Genomic DNA, 22,040 nt, shown 5'->3' with positions numbered 1-22,040 from the left:
TGGCTCGCCGTCTGCAAACTTCGAGGTGCCGCGGATTCTTCTCTATGCCGGGGAAGTTTGCCAACTCGTGGAGCTCTTCGATTTTGATCCAGAGATCTACGAGTTGTTTGTACTGTTGCCGATCTCTCTCACTTCGAGCAACTCGGCCCAGACGTCACCACTGTAGATGCCGGCGACTTGATACAGAGCAGAGAATTTCCTGCCTCGCATCGCTTCGTACCCTTCACCTTCGATGAACCCGGCCAAAGCCCTGAGAGGGACGCGTAGCCGCGTATGCTTTCCTCCAGACGGAACAGCCAACCAGAACCCCTTCGCGACATCGCCTGGAGGACTATACGTAGCGCGATTCGTGGCGCGTCCGCTCCCCGAGTCTATTTCCACCGACAAGGTCGAATAGTCGACGCTATCTACCACAAAGATAATACGAGAAGTTTCAACTTCCGCCGCCAGTTGTCCCCCGACCGCGCCTTGCGGATGTTGAGCTCCGGTGCTGTCAATAAGTCCAATGACATAGCGTCCACAGTAAGGATCGTGGATCGAAAGCGCTTGTTGTTGATGGTCCACGAACGCGCGCAATTGAGCGTCCCCAATCCCTCGCCCATTGACGTAATTCAGCAGAGCCGTGTGAAGAGCCGTGGCATCATCGAAGTTGATGTTGACAAGCGGTCCAATGATTGGCGGAGCGCTATGCCGTGCTCGTTGAATTGTGATCGCATTCGGGTATGCCCCGAAGCACGAGCTCAAATGAACTACGGTCTGGTCCGGGATAGATTGAAACGCGTTAGCATGGCGCAAAAGGGAGATCGACACTTCGTCTCCATCGACTATCCGCCCGGGTATCTCGAGGTCGCCAGAAAGCTTGTGGCCGTGAGCGCTTATCACCAGGACTTTCGGCAAATCCTTGGCGACCTTAGACAACGCCGCACAAGCTTCCTCAACACACTTATCGAACTCCTCACCAAGACGATACATTCCCTTGAAAACACAAACATGCTCGGCGACATTTTTTTCATAGATTTCCGATTGACTGCCGTCTTTTTGGATGCAGCGCTGCTCAATGATTGCGTAGTACGTCATATTCTTTGACATCCCTGTTTCGCGCACGCCAGAATCGCCGCGTTGCTTATCTATCTACCAGGCTTACGCCACGATGCATCCTTGACTGCGGCCTCAGCGAGCCACAAAACGCGCTCAACTGCGCCTACCAATTGAGTCGGCTTCGGTGTCGCCAACTCATTGCGACCTCCCGGATACCAGCCACGGAATCGCCTCCTCATATCCAATAATCGTCGCGCTACTAAAATCGGCGTAGACGTCGGCGCCACCGGTAAGCAATATGATGTCTGGTCCGCTCCTTCGAAGCGAAGCATGGGAGCTTGCCCGAGTACTAGGCCTATCAGCTTGAGAACTAACCACTTCGCCTCGTACCGATTGCCCAACTTATCGGCTATCCTGCCTGGAATCATTGAACTTTTCCTAGTGAACATCTGATGCTACGAGAGCATCACGTCAGATGCCCCAACATCGGTGCTAGGTTCATAACGAGGAGGCAACCGGCCTCATTACGACGGGGAATTCTGTGCGATGGCTGGTTTGCCGGGGCAAGTAAGTTGAGCTCAGGCAGTCATCAAGGCCCTACAGGGTCGCCTGAACTGTTTGAACAAGGGCAAACTCGAACGGTGACAACTTGACTGTAGATAAGTCAAGTTGTCGCAATCGAGACAACGCATCATCGAGCGAATCGGGAACGCCGGTCGCTCTCCAGATTACCTCCCCGATTTGAACCGGTAGCCCATATTCATCGAGAGCGTTTACGACGGGGCTCCTCCCCAAGTTCTCTATGTGCGCGATGTAGGCATCATAGTTGCCTGGCGTCAGGTTGAAGCGGCGAAAGATATGTTGCTGAATTCGGTTTAGCGCAGAAAGCAGATTCGGCGCCCTGAACTCCGACCATTGGCGCTGGAAGTCTAGGGCCAAATCTATTGCATCCTCAATGTGGATGCCATCCGTGCGGAATACCGCGACAACGTCTTGAAATGATTTGGCGGCGAGTACTTTCCAAAGCAAGAACGCCAACTGAGCTCCACTACTCGCGCCACTCCGTCGGCGCCTGTCCGTAAAGTGCTCCCAAATGAGCTCGCAGGTCCATTTGAACTGTTCCCATTCCGGATACCCTCTCCAGCCAAGCATAGTGTGGGAAGTGGACAAATCTCGAACTATCGCTTGCGCAACAGCTAACTGAGCTTCTGGCGATATCCCGGCATTTTGCTTCAACAATTCGATGTCAAGGAGCGGGCTCTCTAAATATCGAGCAACGCGTTCGCGTGACGCTTCGGTGAGCTCGCTGGGCTCAATGTGGATGAGGAGTGCATCGCTCGCATCTTCCGTCTGCGTGATGATTGGAATGTCGACGAGCGGCAGCTCTTGCTGCGGTGGCTCGTGATACAAATAGACGTTTCCAATATAGTGCTGGAACATTCTCCCAGACCTGCCACGAATGTTCGCAAACGTGAAGTAGTCAAATTTCTTCGAGGCAATTTTGTTGTCAAGAATGATCACGTTCTTCGCGCGCGTGTTGACTCCTTCGATTAGCGTTGATGTGCAAACAAGGTATTTCAGCGTGCCTTGGTTGAATTCGCGAACGACCATTTGCGCCAGAGCTCGTGGCAATCGTCCGTGGTGAATCCCAATGCCCCGGTCGAGTGCTGTGGCGAACGACCATTCCGGGTGATAGTTACCTCTCACCCAGTCAGCTGCGTGGATTGCGCCGAATCCGTTATTTAGTGGTCCAAGCACCTGCGCAAGGCGAGCAGAAAATTGCTTGGCTCGTGCTGGCGATCGAACATAAATCAGCGTAGGTTCTCGGAGGGAAGCGCACAACTGCAATGCGTGCTCGACATCGTCATCAGCGTTTATGCGATGAACCTCGGACGCAACGGTGTTGAAATCGGTTCTTTCGAAGACGCAATCGAAGCGATTTTCGAACGCTAACGGTATGCCCTCGATGTTTGGTCCGAGCATATAGAACTGCTTAGCTTGTTGTGCCAACTTGTAAAACGCCAGATTCAGGGTTTGAGCACGCTCAACGTCCTGCTTCGGGTTCAGTTTGTAAAATTCATCAATGACGAAGAAGTCCACATTTTGGATGTTCTTATTCTCAAGCACGCGCTCTTGCGTATGGACAAAAATATTGCGAACACCCGGTGTCTGTGACGAGTGAGTAATGATTTTGTACAAATGTGAGAACCGAGCGAGCCTTCGGCGGACTTCGTCGAGAAGCGCAAGTGTGGGCACCACGATTACGATGTTTGTGTGCTTGTTCGACTCGACGATGGCATCAACGATAAGACTCTTTCCAAAGCTCGTTGGAGCGCTAAGCACAACGCTTCGGCCGGTCATAAGCGTATGGAACACCTTTGCCTGCATCCGGTGGAATACTGTTGTCCTTGCGTTGGCACCTGGGCGGTGAGCTTCATAAGCGAGTGTGTCACTCAGGCTAAGCTTCGCGGGTTCGAGATAAGGAAAGAGGCCCGCGTCACGAATGAACTCGATCAAAATGTCTTCGTAACCCACGAGGCGAGTACGGGCATCGAGCAGGCGTACCACCAGTTCTTGAGCCGTCGGTGCGGAAGACGTATCTCGGACACGATTTATGTAAGTGGCGATATCGCGTAGAAGGTCAAAGGTTCCGCCGGCGGAATTGTCGCCCAGCGACTGGATGCGTTTGCGAAGGCTCTCGACGGTCAGAGGCATTGTGCAGCCCCCAGTTTTCGGTGGAGCTCATCAACCAACAGGGCTTTTGCCCGAAGCGGGAAGAGGATTAGCCGGATAGTCACTGTCGTAAGGCGGTTCTTGCTGACAAAGCGGGAATAATGCTTCTCTAGTTCAATGAGCATTTCTGCTTTGTATTGTTCGCTTAGTGCGGCGTGCTTCGCTGTCGTCGAGCTTTCATATGTGAGAAGTACGGGGACGCAGACCGTCTCGAATACCGTGTCTAACGACGTGGTCTCCGCAGTCAGCGCTCTAAGGCGCTCCGCATGCGGCCATGTGTCGTCTATTTTTCGGTTGATGAGAAGAAACTCGTTGCGCAAGTACTCTCGAGAGAAGTGAACATCAAGCTCTTTACAAACGTCGTCGACTGCCTTGGAAATATCCGTATAGAACTTGACTTCGCCAAGCCACAACTGCAAGCCGGTTGCTGTGGGAACCACGTGTATGGCATCGAAGCCCTTCACGGTGTTATTTACGGAATCTTTGAAAAATATTTTCGATATCGCTGGCAGTGTGTTGAAGAGTTGCTTGAGTACGACGTGCAGAATCAGCTCTCCAAACTCCCCCCGACTCTTGAATTTCTCAGTCTGATACATCGTTTTTGCCGCCGAGGAAATCAGTTGCATCGCGTTGTCGACCGAAATGTCCCTGCATTCTGAGTGACGAAGACAAAAGTCCGGAAGAGAGCGGAATAACACGGTGGCAAGCTGTTGCACCCTCCACGAGCCCTGCTCATATCCTGCACAGATGCCAGTCAGTGCCGGCTTTCGGTCAATGTCATCAACAACAACGTTAAAAAAAGCCCCCGTCATTACGTGTCCGTCAAAGATATTGGCGCACTTTCTTGATTTGTGACTTCCGCTCGGTTGACCTCAGAGGCGGCGCGGTGCTCTTGGTCGAAATGCTATGCGTTGCTGATGTCCGCTGTCCACGCAAGTTCTTTATTGTGGTCGGAAAAGTGTGGCGAACGCTTCATCAGTTATGCAAAGTATATCGGCACTTTTCACAAATTCGATTCGGATATATAGTTATCCACAACGTTTGGTGCCAAATATGGCCTATATTTATCCACAATGACGCCCGAACAAGAGCTTGAATATCTGCGGCAGGCTGGCGAGAGCGATATACGTACATATCTAGCTTCTCGAATTCGCCGCGAGCGTCGAACGGCGAGGATGTCCCAAAAATCGTTCGCCGCATCCGCAGGGATAGCATTGAGGACCTACAAGCGCTTTGAGTCCCACGGAGATGGCTCACTTGAAACCTTCGTGCGAGCCCTGAAGGCGATTGGACAAGCGAGAAATCTCCTGCTCTTGTTCCCTCAACCGCTTCCAACGAAAAGACTGACGCTCGAGGAGCGGGTCCAGGCCTTGGCCTCCAAGCACGGGGGCGATACCGCCGCCCCCTCTCAGCAGCCGAAGAAATTCCGATAAACGGCTGCCAATACCGAATCGCGGCACCAGACAGGATGCCCCGGATTCGAAAATCACAGGGGGAGAGGTGGGGGGGTAGTGTTCTGTTCCCTCCAGACACTCATTTAGGCGAGAATGCTGGCCATGAAAATAGTGTTTGATGACCAAACAACGTCCTTCATTTCCCCCTGAGTTCAAACGCAATGCTGCCACACTGGTTCTTGAACAGAGCAATAGCCACATGGATGCATGCCGCTCCCTCGGCGTTGCCGAGTCGGTTCTGCGCCGATGGGTTGAGCAGCTTCAGCTTAAGTGACGAGGCGTTACCCTTCAGAGCGAAGCCCCCCAAGAGCAGCAGCGTATCCAAGAGCTGGGCGCGCATCGCTCGTCGAGGAAGATGGGAATTCAGATGCCGCTACGAAAACAATGCGATTGTCGAATTTTTTAAGCAAGGTGGTTCAGGCACCATACTATATGCTCGGCGACAATTACGACCCAACCACTTAATTTAGGTCAGTTGTCCGCACAGCTGGCAGCACGCCCACCTTGACCGCATGCCGATCACGAAATTGAATTTCGCCGCCGAATGCTTTCATTAATCTGTGGCTACTCCACACGGCCGCCACAGCGATCGCCAGCCCCGCGATAACATCCCAAATGTAATGCCCACCATGAGTCGGCGTAGACGCGATCATTACAATATTTAGCAAAATAAATATAGGGAAAACCCTTCTCACGTGACGTACAGCGTACGCGAACAACACGGCCAATACCGTGTGGAAGGATGGGAGCGAGACCAACCCCTGCATTGATTGAAGCGTAAGCTCGTGGAACCGACCGCTTCTGAATAACCAAAAGTCGGCTACCGTTGAAGCAGTCCCTAGGTCACGAATATTAAAATGGACGTATGCACTCTCAGCGGGGAAAGGCGTAGCAATGAATATTACAAATGCAGAAGCAACAATGAACTGAATAACGAATTCTGCGTAATAGCGAACGTTATTGGTGACGATAAGTATGAATGGGATCAACGCGAGCTGGAATATCCCCGACTGGTAAGCCATTGAGAATATTGCATCCAACCACGGTCGCGCCTTCACCCAGTAATAGGCAGCCGGCCAGTCGAACCCCAGACGCGAATCAGCGGCCACTAAGGTGGACGCAATTTCGGGAAACGAAAGAGTGACAGTGAGATATTGGAATATCAGGGCGAGGCTAGCGAAAACGGCCAGCGTAGCAATCCACATGATTCCCGCGGAAGCGCTGCGGTAGAGCACCGCTCGAGTCGTCCGCGCGCACCAAGGAGAATTCGCCGCGGCACGCAGCGCGGCAGCGATGCCCAGACTGATAAGACAACGCAGAGCTACCCACTCAAGGTAGCTGCCATCAATCTGCAATCCTATCTGATTTGACCAAGTCCAATCAGCAAGAGCCAAGGCAGTGTTTACGAGCCATGTGAAGGCGTAGATGCGGCCAGCTTTTTCCGACATTTCGACTCCCGTTTTCCCGAGACTTCGGCATGGAGAGCATATCGAATGCGACAATGGGGGTATTTTTCTGTCGGATGTTACTCGATTTTTTTGACAACGAGGTAGGGCATTGCACTCCGTCGCTCTGGAAACTCTCGCCTTCGCAACGAGGCATGCACGCGCCAATTTGATGGCGAGGGAATTTGTCTCATATCTCGCAGTGAGTACTGGACTCCGGCACCGCACCACCGGCGCCGTTGCGAGCGCCCTGATTAATGGACCAAGTCTTCGGCCGGTGCTCATCGTCGGTAATTTCACAGTGGGCATGCTTCGCTATTGATGTCCGCAAATTTCCAAAGTGGCGCATTTGGTCGAAACGCTGATGTGTATCGTCGCCGTTCGCGGCCGTTGCATGCCCATTGCGAATCAGACGTAGCCCGGCCAGCAGTAGCCGGCCTATTATCGACTCCTTGAGCCGCCCCACATACGTCCTCGCTCAATGGAAAGTTGCCTGCTCGGGAATGAAGTAGTTCAGTGCAGCGCCCACCAGCATTGCGATGACCGAGGCATTAATTCCCAATGCAAGCTCATGATCGCGGCTAACACGACCAAGCACCCCAGGGGCATACTCGGACGTTGGGACCTTCAAGCAGGTCTATGCGGCCTCGCGTGCTCGACCGGTCAAGTTTGCCGCAATGGATTCAGGATTCCATAAGCAGTGTCAACGCAATGCCTGGAAGCAACACCTGCTTTACCTCCTGGATCGGCCGATCCGAGGCTTGCACGGCAATCGCAGACCACCAAGCGACAGGAGCCGAGCCAACTTCGCGCGGAGCCCCCGGAATCCTCCACGAGAAACAGGCGTGAGCCATCGGCCAAACCATTTTCAATCGGTCGCGTGCAGGCAGGTGTGCCTGATGTTCAGGGGAAGCGGACGATCGTCCTTCGTTCGCGTCACCAACCGTCGTCGCCATGTGTTTGAACATTTGACCTAGACGTTCCCGTCGATACGCACGTCGAAACTCGACCAATCCCGGGTCCACACTAGAATCGGGAAACCGCGTAAGGGATTACATCGTTCCTCTGCCGTTAGATGATCCTCGCGAATGCGAGCGGCGATTTCGAAATGTGGGAGCAAGTAGCGTTGTCCGTCGTGCGAGTCAGGCTTCATGCTAATGTTCAAACTTAGCGAGTGCCACTTAAACTCTTGCCGACTCCAGGACTGACAATGGCTTCTTTGTTTTTCTCATACTGTCACGCTGATGAAGATCTTCGAGATCAACTCGAAGTACATCTGTCGATGTTGAAGCGCAATGGACTTATTGAAACTTGGCATGACCGGAGGATTGTTGCCGGAGACAACATCGACAACAGCATCTCTGAGCAGTTGGAAGGAGCCGACGTTATTCTGCTTCTGGTGAGTGCCGACTTTATCAACTCGGCATATTGCTACTCCAAGGAGATGAGCCGCGCGCTCGAGCGTAGCCGTAACGGGGAAGCCCGCACAATTGCCGTGATTCTGCGCCAGTGTGACTGGCAAACGGCCCCCTTTGCTGACATGCTAGCGCTACCTAAAGATGCACGACCGGTGACGTCGTGGCCAAACCGGGATGAGGCATTTACCGACATCGCAAAGGCAATCCGAAAAAGCCTTGAAAGCACTGGGCTCAAACGGTCAATGCACTCTAAGCCCTCCGCAGCAAACGAGGTCCGAATCCGTCCGGCGGAGACCACTCCGCGCTCCAGTAACTTGCGCGTACGGAAAGACTTTTCAGAACTGGAGAGGGATACCTACATCGCTGATGCGTTCAATTTTATGGCAGCCTTCTTTGAAGGCTCGCTATCAGCACTGCAGGAGCGTCATCCCGATTTCAAAGGCCGATTTGAGCGAATCGACTCACGCAGCTTCACTGCGAGCATATACAAGGAGGGAAAGTGCGTGACTCAGTGCGCCATTTCCCTAGGTGGATATGGCCGAGGGCATGCCGAAATTCGATACTCCAACAACATCTCGGCTTACTCGAATAGCTTCAATGAGGCACTCACGGTCGGGGCGGACAGCCAGAAGCTATTCCTCAAACCCATGATGAGCATGTCCGGCACCGCGGAAAGTCAGCTCTCCGAGTCTGGGGCAGCCGAGTATCTTTGGGCCACACTAATGGAGCGAATCCAATAGTGACGCACTTGGTCGCGGAAAGTCGATTGCAGTTTCAATGCTTTGACCCAGGAGGCTTCTCATGTCGGAAATCTCAAGCGCACTGCAAAGCGCGCGAATCGCCATAGAGCACCCGCAGTGCGGAGGTGGTTTTCAAACACAAGTGGCAACCAATTTTCGCCCGTTTGGAGACCCTCAGGCGCTTGCTATCTTGCTTGCAGTCCCTTCGGTTCCTGGCGCGACTGAAAATGAGAAGAAGGATGCTGCTTCGCTGCTAGAGCTATGGGAGCGCAAATGTGGCCATTGGCGAGGAGACCATCTGAATCGTGACAGCGTTGCCCCGACGCTACCTCATGCCTTGCAACATTGGCAGGAGTTCCTCAATGTCGCGCTTCGTAGTTGACGTGGCACCTTCGACGCAAACCGTTGTAAGCCGCGAGGCGGCAGCAAACCCGCCAAGCGTCAAAGTAGCGAACGCAAGCTAATGCCGGGATTGTGGCAAATCGCGCGAAGATGTCTACCAAAGGTTGGCCGGTCTAGAGTTTGCACGCGCCCCACCCGCTTTAAATGGTCACTTAGGCCAGTCCGCCCTACTTGAGCGCCTGCGAGCCAATCTGCCCCGGCGCGTACCCTTCAAGTCGAAATCCCACGCGATACCTTTCGTCCCTGGGGGAGCTTCTCACGACTACCGTGAGAGTCAATTCCTCGAGTCCCTGACGTAATGGTCATAAGTTCACTTGAGTAAATCCGTCACCATTGGGCCACCGAAGCGGGCCGCGGTAGTTTGCTGCACGGAGGATCATCCGCGTTACCAGCGCACGTGCAACGTACATGTATGGGGTGATGTCCTCATGTCTATCTCTGCCAATACCGCTGTGTACAACCTCATTTCGCGCGGGGATGATGCTTCCGAACACGTCCATGGGGAAGTCGTCTACGCGTACGTCATGTTCCATCAGGTAGATTTTGAGCTTGTCACCCAGCGCTTGGCGATTCAACTCTGGGAGTTTTCGGCACATCGAATCAACCAAACTGTCTGAAAGCCCCTCCTCGTTGATTACCGCGGCGAGCTTTCTTCTAAGTCGCGCAAACGCTGCCTTACCAAGCAAGACTCCCCCGCTAACGCGAGAAAGAATAGCCTCCAGAGCGGTCATGGCTCCGATGTGCCGCGCCTCGTCGTAGTGGCTGGGGGCGACCAACCACCGGATGGGCAAGTCATACGACTCAAACGCGCTGCGTTCATCGCGTGTCATTGCAAATGCATGTTCGAATATGCTGGGCAGCTGCACAAAACTGAATGGCGCTACGTGCGGCTGGGGCGAAGGGCCAAACGCGTCGACACTGAACACGTCGACATCAGGATACTGCTCAAGAATAACGCGAGGTTCAATGTATACATCTAGGGCAAGCGACATCACGCGCGCGACATGTCGAAGCGAATTTACAGCCCCATCGAACCACCCCTCGGACGGGACCTCCAATTTGCTAACAAGAACCACTTGACCGGCAGTCGGCGGATCATGCTTTTCCCCGAACTGGTGACCAAACATCCTTAACTTTTCATGCTCATTCTCAGTTCTGAGCGCGGTGAACGTCTTGAATCCGTTCGTATAGAAGGCCACCGCCGCTGGGCGCAACTCCGACCTTTCGCTCTTTCGCGTGATTCTCGCGGACATACAGCGCCCCGCCAATGTAAGCATCGGATTAGAACGAGCCCCGTCCGAACGCTTACCGGTCAAGTAGAAATCGGGGCTTGAAAACTCTCCGGTGTCGGATGTCCCCATAAGGTGCAGGTACAACGTCAGGTCATCCGCGCCAAAATTGTGCGCGACTAGTTCAAATGCAATACCCGGTTCTGAAATGGATTCAAACCTCAGGTGAAGCTCCCCAGCATTGTCAATCCGCACAAAGAACTCAATGCTCAGCTGCCTGCCTCGCTGGTCCGCAAGGGTGCCGACGAATTTGGTATCTGAGTAAATTTCTAGCGAAGACATAGTGCATCTCAATCCAAAATATTGAATCGTCGGGCTACTCACGAGTCTCGCCGATCTCTCCGCCTAAGTCGGGCAGCTTGAAATCGTGAACTGGTTGTACCTGGATCAACTTTCGAAGCCACCCTACAGCGCTGCTAGTCCAAAGCCAGCTCATCCACCTGAAAAAATGCCATTCCTCTCTAGCCACGCTTGATGGCCTTGGATGACATTTGTGAACATGAGCGGTCGTACCCGGTGGAGAGTCGCGAAACCAGACAAGCAACGCTCCTCCGGAGTGTTGCCGTCGAGAGCCTGGATCATTGCGTCGCCCAACGTCGCGCCCGGTCCAAAATGAATGGCCTTACCTGATGCCACTGTGCTTTGCATCAGGTCCCGCGCTCCTTGCACCATGCATTCATTCATAGTACTTCGCGCAAGTTGAGCATCCTCCTGCGACAGCTGCCAAGGGTTTCCTGGTAGCGTAAGTTGTTCCGCGAGAACAAATGCGATTTCCGTTTGGAGTGTTTGCCTCTCCAAGTCGAATCCATGGGTTTCCGTCAATACAGACTGAATACCAATGACTGTGAAAACTGCCGTACCCAGCGTCCAACGATAGTCACGCACCAAGTCTGGACCGATTATGATCGCTGACGCTACGAGTACGCCCGCTAGGAAAAGGCTAATCGCACCTAAATACTCATCGTGAGGAACAACGCGTACGGCGAAAACAAGACCAGTAAACACAGCGATAGCGGCAAGAAGTATCCTAAGCATAACTAAGAATCCGATTCCATAAATATTCTTATAGATTGGCCAACTCCGCGAGAACTTTAGGAACTGATTGCTTAAAAGGGCTGAACAGATCGTCCGCCCAAGTCTTTCACTGACGAGCGCTAAACCCCAAGGATTCCGCGGAGTCTCCCGACTCGCAAACACAGAAAACACCACATCATCCGCGACAAGCTGATTGCTAGCGAGTTGCACAATCGTAGCAACAGACAGCGGACATGGAGTGGTTTACGCAATCGCGAAGCACCCTCGACGCTGCCATGCAAACGTAATTCCGCCGCGGTGGGCAATCTACGCTCGTACTCCCGAAATGGAACGACGAGCCTGTAGTGACGGCTTCATGTTGGAAGCCCGTTGCTCCTGGCGGCGACCTATTGGCTTTCGACGGCCATTTTTGTCCGAACGCTATCGTACTTCCCGCTAACGATATAACAGGCAACGCCCGGTGCGTAAAGGTCAGCAAGGGCGATGAATTTCGGCCCGGCGACCGTTATCACTCCCACCTTAGGAAGTCGAATCTCAAAGATCGGCCCGCAGTTAGTTCCTGCACCAACCGAAGGAGACTGGCGTAGCTTGGTGGTTGCGTATTGCATAAGCGCCCTCCTCCGATTCGCATCCTGAGCTTCGTGTTCCTGTTGCCACCTTGCTGCTGAAGTTGGCGATGAAGCATACGCTCTGGTTGCCCGTCTGACCAACGGTTCAAGGTTCGAGATTTCCCGAATCTCGCCAAACTTGATGTTGTACTTCATTGCGAAGTTGGGAATCGCCCCACTCAAGCCTCGTGAGACCACCATGTTTTCCGCGATGGTCGCTGCGTCCTTCGACGCCCGGTTAGTCCCGGCCTGCTCTGCCTCGCTCTCGCTCACGTTCGCCAGGAATGGCGGCATCCCGGGAAAACGATCCGGGACGCCATAAACGCCGGCGCGAACAAGGTCTGCACACACCTTATTCAACGTGCAGGCAACCCATTGCGGGCCCGCATTCTCGTACGCATCCCGCTTCAGGTAGGTCTCCGTCAGCGTCTCCCCCGACCTGAGTTGGACCGTCACTGCCATGTACATGCGGTCGCTCGTCGGCGAAAACGCGTTAATCGACGAAATGTCCTTCGTATTGATAAGTCGATTCCGGAACTTGATCGCCAATACTTGGTTTTCAGTCAACCACACATGCCTCGGGGAAATTATTCCACTCTGATAGATGTAGGCCACTCTGTTATCCGGATACACACTCAGCGAATCAGCAAGCTCCTGCGTCGCTTTCTGGGGTTGCCCCTTCGATACCGTTGCGCAAGCTTGCAGTAGGAGCACTGTGGTAAGTGAGGCGGCTGTCAATCTCATCATCATTGTTTCCAGATCCTTGCGTTGGGTTGAGCGGCGCGCCCGCTGAAGTTCATCACACCTTGCAGCCAGGGAAAGGCATGTGAGAACACAGCAGCTCCAGAACGCGCGAATGCAGAGGGACGGCACGTGACCACGACGGCATCGAAGCTCTCAGGAAGAACAAGCATTTGAGTTTCGCCGAATTCTACGAATTACGTAGAGATTGAGCAAGGTAATTCTACGAGTATCGTAGGATGACTACCCAGCAACCCGCGACCATCTTCGGACGTCGGCTCAGAGAAGCTCGACGGCGAATGGATATTCCGCAAGATTTGCTCGGGGTTCGTATCGGGTTGGATGAGGGGACTGCCAGTGCCCGGATAAGCCGGTACGAAACGGGGGTTCACGAACCGCCATTTGGTATAGCAGTAAAACTGGCAGACGCACTAAATATCCCGACCGCGTATTTCTATTGTGAGGACGACGGCCTCGCTGAGATTGTTCTTCTCTGGGGTCGCTTACCCAAGGCCAAGCGACGGACAGTACGAGCGCTGATAGAAGCAGAGCAAGCCGACGACCATAGCGGCTGAGCATCTACCCCCCCTTCTGCAGGCTGTCCCACGAAGACACGTACAATTCCGCTTGAATCGTGGGCCCCATAGCAAAAAGCGACCGCCCTTACATCGGACTGTCGCTTTTGTTAGTTAAACCGATTGTTCCCTTTCGTCGTTACGCCAATTCCTCAAGATGCTCCAGGCGGGACGACGCGTTGGACTCCGCTCGCACGCAGGGGAATACCCCCCCATTGTTCACTGAGGACTGGAAACATTAACGAAGCATCTTTTAGCGTTCGTAGAACTTCCCATTCTCGGCGCACCGCGCCTGCTCATCCCAACGATCAAAATCCGCCACGAGCTTTCTGCACACCGTTCCACGGCGAAAGCGGCAGCCCTTGTCTACGCACATGAGCAGCTTCGTTGTTACGACCACCTGCGTGTGGCAGGACCTGCGCGACAGGAATCGCCGAACGCATGCCCCTCATTTAGCAAGGCGACAACTGTGGACGATACGATTCAGTCGCTCGTTTGGAGTTCTTCTACAGCATCGTGTCAATGTATTCTCGGGCTTCCGGCCTTGCCCGCTCCCCCTCCTGAGCAGGAGGTCGGATTTTCCGCTCCGTACGGCCTCATCGGAGTGCTTCCGGTCCGCGCGTTTGAGCCGGACCTTTTTTTTCCAGACGTAAGGCCTCAAGCTTAGTTCTCGATCGTCTAACTGGAATTGCAATTGACGTCTGTGCCCCTGGAGAGACGCCAACCATCCGTCGCCTTTTTTCGATTGCGTTTATGTTTTCCAAGTCACAGCTGAACTCGAAAGCAATCCCATTATAGAGGCACGGCTTGTCGTCATGCAGAGCGTGCGATTGCGCTGTAGACGTGCATCGTACTGTCGACTAACCGCTGAATCTCCGGCTCGAAATGAAAACTCTTTGAAGTATTTCGAGAGCCGTTCTCCCGTCTCGACACGCGGCCCGCCAATCGCATCACCTAGTAGACGAAGCACCTTTCGCGACTTAATAGGAATGAGATAAACGCTGAGGCTTCTGCTTCGATGGCAACGCGACTGCAATCAGCGCCCGACTATGTCGTAATCAATCGCTAGCCTGACCTCTCTAAGAAGCTCTCCGACGACAATTTGCAATGCCTCCTCTTTCGGCACACTCATTCTCCGACGTCCGAAAGGTACAACGAGTTCGACACCGTCCCGGGGCCAAACATCTATTGTGATGACCCACGCCGAACAATGAGCACCAATGGTGATTCTGATATCGCACCCCCGATGAACGTCGAACAGTGAAATCACGAGTACCTCACTCGCCGCCGACGGGCGTGACGTCCGCCAGAGTGCGGCACCTAATGTGTTGTGAAAACGCTTCCGACCGTCACCAGTACGCATATAGCGATAAAAAACTGCGAATAGCGTGTCCGGACATCGACGTTCCTGCTCGGCAGCGACTGGGACGTATAGATTGTAGCCTCCCCTGCATTGGCGTCTCGCCACTTAGGACCCAAGGACGGATAGTGCTATCCAGGCTAGTGGTTCGTATTGGTTCAAACGGCCTCCTGCCTCTCTCAGCGAACGTGCGACCCAAACAAAATGAGGATCGCCAGCACCGTAACCGACGTTGCGCCAGCGATGAGCGTTGTTCGCACGTTGTGATCCTCGTCGTCGCGCGAGCCGTGAGAGGGCATGAAGTAGCCAGCCGCACCGACTACGACACCGATTGGGACTAGAGCGCCTAGTATCGTTCTGACCGTCACCAACATGATCGTTCCCCCGAAGTTATGCCGCTGATTCTCGTCCGCACATAAGGACGTTGATGGGAATATTTTCGAGCTGATATTTCAAGCGGTCGTTTTAGCGAACGAACACCACCGTTGAAGTGAGCTGATCCGACGGCGACGCCAAAAGGCGCGTATTCCATACTCCCATCTGACCGGAATCTCGGGGCTGCTCTCTTGAGGGTGAGCGTAAGCGCAGGCCAGGATTAAATTCTCGGCCCGGCGCCCGTAATGCTAGTCAACTCTCTGAATCTGCGGTGCAGTCCACGCTCCACTAATCGCGGCTTCTTTCGGCCAATAAAGGCGCAGCACGGCGGAGAACGGGCCTTTAGGAACCGGCAGCCAGTTTGATTCCTTGTCAGGACCCGGCGACTCATTCTGTAGGTAGATCGTGAGACCTCCATCTTGGTCCCGCTTCAAGTCGGGGAGCATCGGCGAGTTGATCAAGTATCTATTCAAAGCGTTCGCATACAGCAAACTCTGAGGCAATTCGTAGACCGTTAGTGACCAAAATGCATTGACGGGCGGGAGCTGCTCCGAGGAAAAATGCAACGTGTAGCGATGCTGCCCATTGAGCTTTCGCTGCGACGCGTCGGCAAAGTACAACGGATACAGTGCTTCTGCCTTAGAGTTCCCGTAGATACCGAGCACCGCGCCTGCCATTCGCGCCATATAGTTGTTATTGAGTGCCGCCCGCGTTCCAAAGCAATCGGCGCTAGAGAACTTTCCCGTATCGATCTGGTTGCGTTTGAACGCCTCAAACTCTTCCCAGGCATCAGCCATTCCTTGCTTCATGGCTTCTTGGATTTCCGGCGACTGGGCATTCGGATCGAATCCCCCTTTCACGCCGAGCCCAATCTTCTGAAAACGCGAGCGCAGCTTCTTTTCGGACGGGACAGCAGGAGCGAACTGTAAGACAAAGTTCAGTTGCTCGAAGAACTTTAATGAAGTGCGCTCCTCCTCTGGGGTGAGTGGCTTAATGAACTCTATGGCCTTTGGAGCATTCGGTGATTGCTTGTTCAAGAACTGCGAGAGCGGTTGGGCGTGGTAGCCAGCCTGGACGTGCTTCACATTCTCCAGGTCCGCAGGATTGATCAGTTGCGTCCGATATACAACCAATGCCAGCTCAGTTTCTGAGCGGATGACTTCGTTGATGCCAGTGGGCTTTGAACCTTTCCAGTTCGGACCGACAAGAAGATATCGCCCCGGCCCATTGCCAGTGGCGCGACTACCCACGTACGCAAAGTTGTGTGTGTACAGGTCGATGAACTGAAGCGAGTAGTACCTCTTTTTATCAACTGCCGGCACCGTCAACACCAACGGTTCGCTGCGCAGATCGGCACCAAGCATTGAGTACGGCGTATCCGAGTTTGGCGTTTGAACGGCTCGATCCTCAGGAGTGAAAACGCGAGCGCTGCCATGCACCTCGTTCCACGCACCCTTGTACTCAGGGTTATGTTTATCGACAAAATAGGCATATTGAATTCGATAGCTATCAACCATCGGGAAGCCGTAGACCACCGCCTCCTTCGCTATCGACCGTGCCTCCTGCTCGGTAAGCGTCCCAGCACACGCCGACCGTCCTACGAACAACATGACGATCATGAGTGCGAACGTGAAACGCTTGGGCTTCTTGCATATTGACCCAAACTTGCGTGCGTCAAATATTGAAAGGTCCACAGTAGTCCTCCCCATCTTGGCGACACCATCGTTTTGATGAGCTTCCCGATCCTAAATTCGGAGTCGTTCCGCGTCAACGACTCTCAGTGAGGCCTGACGCGCTCCTCCATTATCTATTCGGTTGCCAGCTATGCCGCGCCTATCTCCGAGGCTGTAGTGGCTTCGTCCGACACCAACGCAGATCTACGTCCTTCTATCTATCGAAGGCGCTCTCATGTTCAACTCAGATATTTGCAAATTCCAGGTGGGATGGCGCGACGCCATGTTCAATACGTTCCGTCAGTCCAATGGTCCCTCGTAACGTCTCGGGTAACTGAGGCTTAGAGGAGCGCCAATTAGGCCTCGGCAACGATATTGGCAACACTGCGCCCGGCCAGACTGCATGAGGTGAAACAGACCCCGCTCGATGTCCGCAACACGCTGGCTTCGAAGGTGTGCCCCCATGCATCACGACCAGACGCTCAACATCGAAGAAATCAATAAAAGGCCCTTTTTCTTGTGATGCAGGACTTCCTCGACGAAAGGGTCCGCCTCCCCCAATTGGCCAATGCAGTACTATCCTAGATAGAACTGATTGCTCCGCAGACTCCATCGGAGTTGCGCGTCTGTTGCGAGCTCGCCAATCAAGGAATACCTGTATGCCACGACTTCTATTGGTGCGGCATGGGCATGTGGAAGGTATAGACCCCGTACGTTTTCGAGGTCGAGTCGACATACCTCTCACTTCTACCGGCAAGATGCAGGCGTCGAGGCTCGCGGCGAGACTTCTAAAGCACTCGCGTCCCGCATTTGTCTACACCAGCCCAATGTCTCGCTGCGTTGATACGGGCGAGTTCATCGCGAATGCAAGCAATGCAGCGAGCGCCACCCTCGAGTATTTGAACGACCTCGACTATGGCAACTGGCAATGGCTCACACACAACGAGGCAAAACAAAAGTGGCCGGAGCAATTCGAGACGTGGCTAACTCATCCGCACCTCGTGCGTTTTCCGGGGGGAGAGTCACTTCAGGACCTAGTGCAGCGGACCGCCGACGCGTTGCGTTACATCCTCGAGAAGCACGCCGCCGAACAGCGCCCTATCGTTCTAGTCGGGCATGACAGTGTAAATAGGGCTCTTCTGATGCAACTACTTGACCAACCACTTTCGTCTTATTGGCGAGTAGCCCAATCACCTTGCGCAATCAATGAGTTTGAAGTTGGACCCGCCGGCGTCCACGTCCTTCGTGTAAACGATACTGCCCACCTTGAAGAGGCGTAAGGAGAGATTACGTTCCTTGCGCTTAGTGCTAGAATCAAGGCACACAGGAGATGGCATTCCTCCTTCAACCGTCGCGTTCGCGACTGATGATGCCTACGGAGCCCGAGACGCACGGGATGTAGGCGCATGAACTTAACTCCCCGCATTTCGGATCGATAAGCGCTCAGCTATTGCACGTTCTCCGTGTTTATGGCCGAGACCCGCATTGGGAGAGGTTCACATGGCCAAAGGCAGCCAGTTGACGGTCTACTTCACAAAGAACCAGAAGAAGGGTGGCCAAGACGCCGATACGTGGATCGCGTCGCTAATTGAACAAACGGGCATCCGCGGCCAAACGACCGTACAGGCGTCCACCGGAGTGGGCGCCGACGGCAGATTGCATGCGGCCCGATTCTTCGAACTGGCGGACGAGCCCGTGGCAATTACCGTCGTAGCGGAAGAGGCTAAGATCGACTCGCTAGTTGCTGCGCTCTCGGCCGGTGGCGTCAAGCTCTTCTATACTCGAATTCCCATCGAGTACGGATACCTCGGAGGAGACTAATTCGACACGATACTGCGACTGCGGGGATGGCATTCCCCCAAAACCTCCGCTATCGGATGATGATGCCTACCCAATCACCTTGGCTATTGACCATGGTATTGAGTGGTTCATGATGCGGAGAATAACAACATGGCATCCACCCAGCATGTCGTTTCGCCCGAGATCGCAGCTCAACTCCAAGGGCTTCTGGAGAAATTTGACGAACTCCGCAGCATCTTGGATACATCACCGGCGGATTTTCGCCTCTCCCAATACTGTGACGAGGAACCTGCCCTTGTTAGGGATACGACGCTAGATGCAATTCACCGCGTCCGCCTCGCGATATTCGACCTGATAAGTAGCGTCGGCGCAGCCCCTCCTCTCGACTCAAGCGACACGTTTCAGGCGATGCGCTCGTGCCTTGATGAAATTCCAGCCTTAATCTCACAGCTAGATTTATCACTTCGCCGAGCGTCGCCGCCGTCCCTTCCAGAGTTCTCGCGCCACGTCACCATGTTCATTGATCGAGTCGAGGACGCAGTCGAAATCGTTCGTTGTTCCCTGTCGGTTGCCTACGCACATGCCGACAAACACCACATTCAAGACACATCGGACACTCCTGCTGAGACTCAACTCGATGAGTTGCTTCTCACCTGCGCCCTCTTCGGATTTAGCTCATTGCAAGAGCGCGCGGAAGTGCTTGTCAACCAACGTACTTCGTCTGCCCTGCATGTCTTACTGGTCGGAAGGGCCTGTACTGGGAAAACGTCCCTCACCAATCTTATGGCGCCCACGGCAAACCTACCGACTGGCCCCATCCCCACCACTGCCGCGACAACATTGGTCGAATCGGCAAAAGAGAAGGCCTGTGTCCGAATCCTTTTCTCTAACGGAAGCATCGCTGAGACGCCGCCAACCCAGCTTGACGAATTTCTTAACTTCCAATGGAACAAGCACAATTCCAAGCATGTGGCGCTGGCGACAGTCGACTTGCCGAGAGCAGACCTTTGTGATGGGCTGGTTGTTATCGACTCACCCGGCATCGACGGGGTCGAATCCGGTGGCTGGTGGTGGCGAGCATCCCCTTACTTCGATTTAGCCATTTTGGTTACCGATGCGCACGGCCCTTGCAATCTGGACTTACGCATCGCGAGCCGAGCAGTTGATCTGGGTGGTGAGCTCGCCGTATTAATCAATAAGGCAGATCAGCTCTCGCTGCGCGAGCAATGGTCAGTCCTCGAACATGCAGACAAAAGCATAAGACGCACTCTTGGCAAACATACTGCAATCTATCTGTCGAGTGCCAAGGGCGAACATAAGGAGATGAACTCGTTGTGGATTGACGGCTTCATCAAAGGAAGAGTCACCGAACGTCCGCGAATTAAGAGCGATGTGAGATCCAGGCGTATCAATAACTTGAGGCGTGATGTAATTGCCACATTGAACGCAAAAATCCGATCCCTCGAATCGAAATGCTCGACTGCGGAATTAGAAATCTGTTCGACTCGCTGCCATCAAGCGCTGTCTCGCGCAAGCCATTGCCTTGACAATCCCCCTTGCGTTGGCATGACCGGCAATACGTCCATGTCTACGATACGCGAAGCCGTTTCAGAAGCCAGTGAGAACATCGCAGAGCTCGCACGACGAGATCCCGAAGCATTAATTGACCCGGCGCCGCTAATCCTAGCGTCCATCCGAAGTCGCGTGAGCTCCGATGCTGATTGCATAACGCAGCAGTTGAGGCAGCGGGAGGCGGCCTTTCGCGAATTCATTGCACATGCGAGACAGGCAATGTCAGACACTCATACCGACTTTGATGGCCCCTATCCTCGCGTTCCCAAGCTACCCGAGATTGATTTTGGACGTCTGACCGCGGGAAGATTCTGCGATGAACTAACACACCAATCTCGCTGGAGACCACTCAAGTCGCGCGTAGTGCGCGCATTGACCAATCTTAAAGTACCTGAGACGCTGGAAAGTTGGACATGTGACACCAGCAAGATACTTAACGAATCAGCACAGGGATGGTCGCGCGCAAGACTTACCTGGCTGAACAACGAGAGCATTCGCCTGACCGATCCGAGAAATTCGGTTGCGATGCGTCTATCGGCAATGCGAGATGCGCTGGCTCGGCTGACAGGTGCTTGCACAAATGAACCTAACGGCACCTCCAGTACCGCCGCCGGAGTCATCAGAAACAATACATAGGCACAAACAGCAGAATCCGCATATAGGGAGAGACGACTTGAGGACCATCGTGTTAGTACGGCATGGTGAGTCACTCTGGAATCGCGAACAACGCTTCACAGGGTGGACCGACGTTGAACTAACAGCGCTCGGTGCAAAACAAGCCAGTTGCGCGGGAATGGCGATTGCGGATGCCGGCTTACACGTTGACGTTGCTATTACCTCGAGCCTTCGGCGTGCGATTGATTCACAGACACACATATTGAAGATGGTGCAAACCGTCAGACATCGGGATTGCCTCCTCGATTGGCGATTGAACGAACGACACTATGGTGCGTTAACTGGTCTAGACCGCCAAGAAGCCGAAGCAATCTACGGCGCTAGCACCGTGCATCAGTGGCGCAGAGGCTATGCTCATTGCCCCCCGCGAATGGAGATTTCCGAAGCTCATACCTTGGTAGACCGTCTATCAAGGTCTCACGGTGTCACCATACCATTCATACCTCGCGCAGAATCGCTGCGGGATACGTTCAATAGAGTTAAGCCGAGCTGGATAGATACCATTTCCCCGTTACTCCGATTGGGACGCTGTGTACTAATCAGTGCCCACGGGAATAGTCTTCGCATGCTCATCGCGGCAATGCACGGCACAAATCCGTCCACATTTTGCGAGATGGATATCCCAAATGCGACACCCATGGTGTACGAGCTGGACTCCAAACTACGCGTCCGGAACGTCCGTTACCTGAATACGGGCATCGACAGCTCGGCATCGAAGATTCTCTAGCGTTCTTTTGGCTGAATGCGTGGCAGGACCGAGACGGGCTCAGAGGTAAGCGAGGCAATCCCGGGAAAGAGCACCTCATTCTGGGTGGATGCACATCCTATCTGATGTCGCCCTGAAGCTCTTAAAGTTGCTCCTCTCGGGAGCCATGCTCGCGGCACAGTGCTAGCGTTAACTCTCACAGTCACTGTAATTCTGACGCTCGCGTGATTCACTCCAATGATAGGAGCCGGACTGCTGATCCCAGCGGCCGCGTAATTCTCGTTAATGCCGTGCTTCCGGGGGCGCAACGCAAATGCGATGACTAGGCCCGGGGGTCGACGCGCAGCCGTCTATCCCAGAGGGCGATGAGCACCCTCATTATCAGGCATCCTGAGTTCGTA

At 53.9% G+C, this 22,040-nt stretch carries 15 protein-coding genes and 2 riboswitches; of the genes, 8 read left to right on the top strand and 7 right to left on the bottom strand.

The features are described 5' to 3' along the window. Window positions 1-96 precede the first annotated feature (96 nt). From PPN31114_RS00985 to PPN31114_RS00975, 3 genes are all read right to left on the bottom strand, one after another. A complete protein-coding gene (locus PPN31114_RS00985) occupies window positions 97-1,089 on the bottom strand; it encodes a hypothetical protein (RefSeq protein WP_246182353.1) in 993 nt (330 codons plus the stop codon). A gap of 546 nt (window positions 1,090-1,635) precedes the next feature. After that, window positions 1,636-3,753 (bottom strand): DEAD/DEAH box helicase, encoded by a 2,118-nt coding sequence (locus PPN31114_RS00980; protein ID WP_150677643.1) that lies wholly within the window; start codon window positions 3,751-3,753, stop codon window positions 1,636-1,638. Further along, entirely contained in the window at window positions 3,744-4,583 is an 840-nt protein-coding gene (locus PPN31114_RS00975) for a HamA C-terminal domain-containing protein (RefSeq protein WP_150677642.1), read from the bottom strand. Before PPN31114_RS00975 ends, PPN31114_RS00980 begins: the two co-directional genes overlap by 10 nt. A 760-nt stretch (window positions 4,584-5,343) precedes the next feature. On the opposite strand from PPN31114_RS00975, the gene PPN31114_RS00970 reads away from it, so the two are divergent. Continuing rightward, complete coding sequence (locus PPN31114_RS00970) at window positions 5,344-5,499, top strand: transposase (protein WP_150677641.1); 156 nt, start codon at window positions 5,344-5,346, stop codon at window positions 5,497-5,499. Between the two features lie 187 nt (window positions 5,500-5,686). Here PPN31114_RS00970 and PPN31114_RS00965 read toward each other — a convergent pair whose 3' ends face one another. Then, the gene (locus PPN31114_RS00965) at window positions 5,687-6,673 is read right to left on the bottom strand and encodes a phosphatase PAP2 family protein (protein WP_174987525.1); all 987 of its coding nucleotides are present in this window, start codon (window positions 6,671-6,673) and stop codon (window positions 5,687-5,689) included. A 1,207-nt stretch (window positions 6,674-7,880) separates the two neighbouring features. Here PPN31114_RS00965 and PPN31114_RS00960 point away from each other — a divergent pair. Further along, window positions 7,881-8,828: a toll/interleukin-1 receptor domain-containing protein gene (locus PPN31114_RS00960; RefSeq protein WP_150677639.1), complete on the top strand. Its 948-nt coding sequence runs from the start codon at window positions 7,881-7,883 to the stop codon at window positions 8,826-8,828. A gap of 61 nt (window positions 8,829-8,889) precedes the next feature. After that, window positions 8,890-9,210 (top strand): hypothetical protein, encoded by a 321-nt coding sequence (locus PPN31114_RS00955; RefSeq protein WP_150677638.1) that lies wholly within the window; start codon window positions 8,890-8,892, stop codon window positions 9,208-9,210. A 322-nt stretch (window positions 9,211-9,532) separates the two neighbouring features. Here PPN31114_RS00955 and PPN31114_RS00950 read toward each other — a convergent pair whose 3' ends face one another. Beyond that, window positions 9,533-10,801, bottom strand: coding sequence for a hypothetical protein (locus PPN31114_RS00950; protein WP_150677637.1), 1,269 nt, complete (start codon window positions 10,799-10,801; stop codon window positions 9,533-9,535). Window positions 10,802-11,940: 1,139 nt separating this feature from the next. Further along, window positions 11,941-12,777 (bottom strand): hypothetical protein, encoded by an 837-nt coding sequence (locus PPN31114_RS00945; RefSeq protein ID WP_150677636.1) that lies wholly within the window; start codon window positions 12,775-12,777, stop codon window positions 11,941-11,943. Between the two features lie 365 nt (window positions 12,778-13,142). Between PPN31114_RS00945 and PPN31114_RS00940 the strand changes: the two genes are divergently transcribed. Then, window positions 13,143-13,478, top strand: coding sequence for a helix-turn-helix domain-containing protein (locus tag PPN31114_RS00940; protein WP_150677635.1), 336 nt, complete (start codon window positions 13,143-13,145; stop codon window positions 13,476-13,478). A gap of 1,983 nt (window positions 13,479-15,461) precedes the next feature. On the opposite strand, the gene PPN31114_RS00935 is transcribed toward PPN31114_RS00940, so the two are convergent. Then, on the bottom strand, window positions 15,462-16,832 hold the full coding sequence (locus tag PPN31114_RS00935) for a DUF1254 domain-containing protein (RefSeq protein ID WP_150677634.1): 1,371 nt from the start codon (window positions 16,830-16,832) through the stop codon (window positions 15,462-15,464). 713 nt (window positions 16,833-17,545) lie between these two features. Here PPN31114_RS00935 and PPN31114_RS00930 point away from each other — a divergent pair. The 4 genes from PPN31114_RS00930 to PPN31114_RS26605 all read left to right on the top strand — a co-directional run bounded on the left by PPN31114_RS00930 (window position 17,546) and on the right by PPN31114_RS26605 (window position 21,660). Beyond that, a complete protein-coding gene (locus PPN31114_RS00930; RefSeq protein WP_150677633.1) occupies window positions 17,546-18,166 on the top strand; it encodes a histidine phosphatase family protein in 621 nt (206 codons plus the stop codon). A gap of 37 nt (window positions 18,167-18,203) precedes the next feature. Next, window positions 18,204-18,269, top strand: a riboswitch (Fluoride riboswitch). A 117-nt stretch (window positions 18,270-18,386) separates the two neighbouring features. Then, window positions 18,387-18,707, top strand: a complete 321-nt coding sequence (locus PPN31114_RS00925) for a DUF190 domain-containing protein (protein WP_042116327.1) — start codon at window positions 18,387-18,389, stop codon at window positions 18,705-18,707. Window positions 18,708-18,720: 13 nt separating this feature from the next. Continuing rightward, a riboswitch (Fluoride riboswitch) is annotated at window positions 18,721-18,783 on the top strand. 53 nt (window positions 18,784-18,836) lie between these two features. Beyond that, complete coding sequence (locus PPN31114_RS00920) at window positions 18,837-20,894, top strand: dynamin family protein (protein WP_150677632.1); 2,058 nt, start codon at window positions 18,837-18,839, stop codon at window positions 20,892-20,894. Further along, window positions 20,839-21,660, top strand: coding sequence for a 2,3-bisphosphoglycerate-dependent phosphoglycerate mutase (locus PPN31114_RS26605; protein ID WP_082117930.1), 822 nt, complete (start codon window positions 20,839-20,841; stop codon window positions 21,658-21,660). The genes PPN31114_RS00920 and PPN31114_RS26605 overlap by 56 nt, the downstream gene beginning before the upstream one ends. The last annotated feature ends 380 nt before the right edge of the window (window positions 21,661-22,040 follow it).

It is taken from the genome of Pandoraea pneumonica (assembly GCF_902459645.1).
GTDB lineage: Bacteria > Pseudomonadota > Gammaproteobacteria > Burkholderiales > Burkholderiaceae > Pandoraea > Pandoraea pneumonica.
The sequence above is the reverse complement of the archived record's forward strand: the minus strand, read 5'-3'. Positions and strand labels throughout refer to the sequence as shown.

Coding starts and splice junctions, on each gene's coding strand:
- PPN31114_RS00985 (WP_246182353.1), bottom strand. CDS start 1,089: ATGTCAAAGAATATGACGTACTACGCAATCATTGAGCAGCGCTGCATC.
- PPN31114_RS00980 (WP_150677643.1), bottom strand. CDS start 3,753: ATGCCTCTGACCGTCGAGAGCCTTCGCAAACGCATCCAGTCGCTGGGC.
- PPN31114_RS00975 (WP_150677642.1), bottom strand. CDS start 4,583: ATGACGGGGGCTTTTTTTAACGTTGTTGTTGATGACATTGACCGAAAG.
- PPN31114_RS00970 (WP_150677641.1), top strand. CDS start 5,344: ATGACCAAACAACGTCCTTCATTTCCCCCTGAGTTCAAACGCAATGCT.
- PPN31114_RS00965 (WP_174987525.1), bottom strand. CDS start 6,673: ATGTCGGAAAAAGCTGGCCGCATCTACGCCTTCACATGGCTCGTAAAC.
- PPN31114_RS00960 (WP_150677639.1), top strand. CDS start 7,881: ATGGCTTCTTTGTTTTTCTCATACTGTCACGCTGATGAAGATCTTCGA.
- PPN31114_RS00955 (WP_150677638.1), top strand. CDS start 8,890: ATGTCGGAAATCTCAAGCGCACTGCAAAGCGCGCGAATCGCCATAGAG.
- PPN31114_RS00950 (WP_150677637.1), bottom strand. CDS start 10,801: ATGTCTTCGCTAGAAATTTACTCAGATACCAAATTCGTCGGCACCCTT.
- PPN31114_RS00940 (WP_150677635.1), top strand. CDS start 13,143: ATGACTACCCAGCAACCCGCGACCATCTTCGGACGTCGGCTCAGAGAA.
- PPN31114_RS00935 (WP_150677634.1), bottom strand. CDS start 16,832: ATGATCGTCATGTTGTTCGTAGGACGGTCGGCGTGTGCTGGGACGCTT.
- PPN31114_RS00930 (WP_150677633.1), top strand. CDS start 17,546: ATGCCACGACTTCTATTGGTGCGGCATGGGCATGTGGAAGGTATAGAC.
- PPN31114_RS00925 (WP_042116327.1), top strand. CDS start 18,387: ATGGCCAAAGGCAGCCAGTTGACGGTCTACTTCACAAAGAACCAGAAG.
- PPN31114_RS00920 (WP_150677632.1), top strand. CDS start 18,837: ATGGCATCCACCCAGCATGTCGTTTCGCCCGAGATCGCAGCTCAACTC.
- PPN31114_RS26605 (WP_082117930.1), top strand. CDS start 20,839: ATGAACCTAACGGCACCTCCAGTACCGCCGCCGGAGTCATCAGAAACA.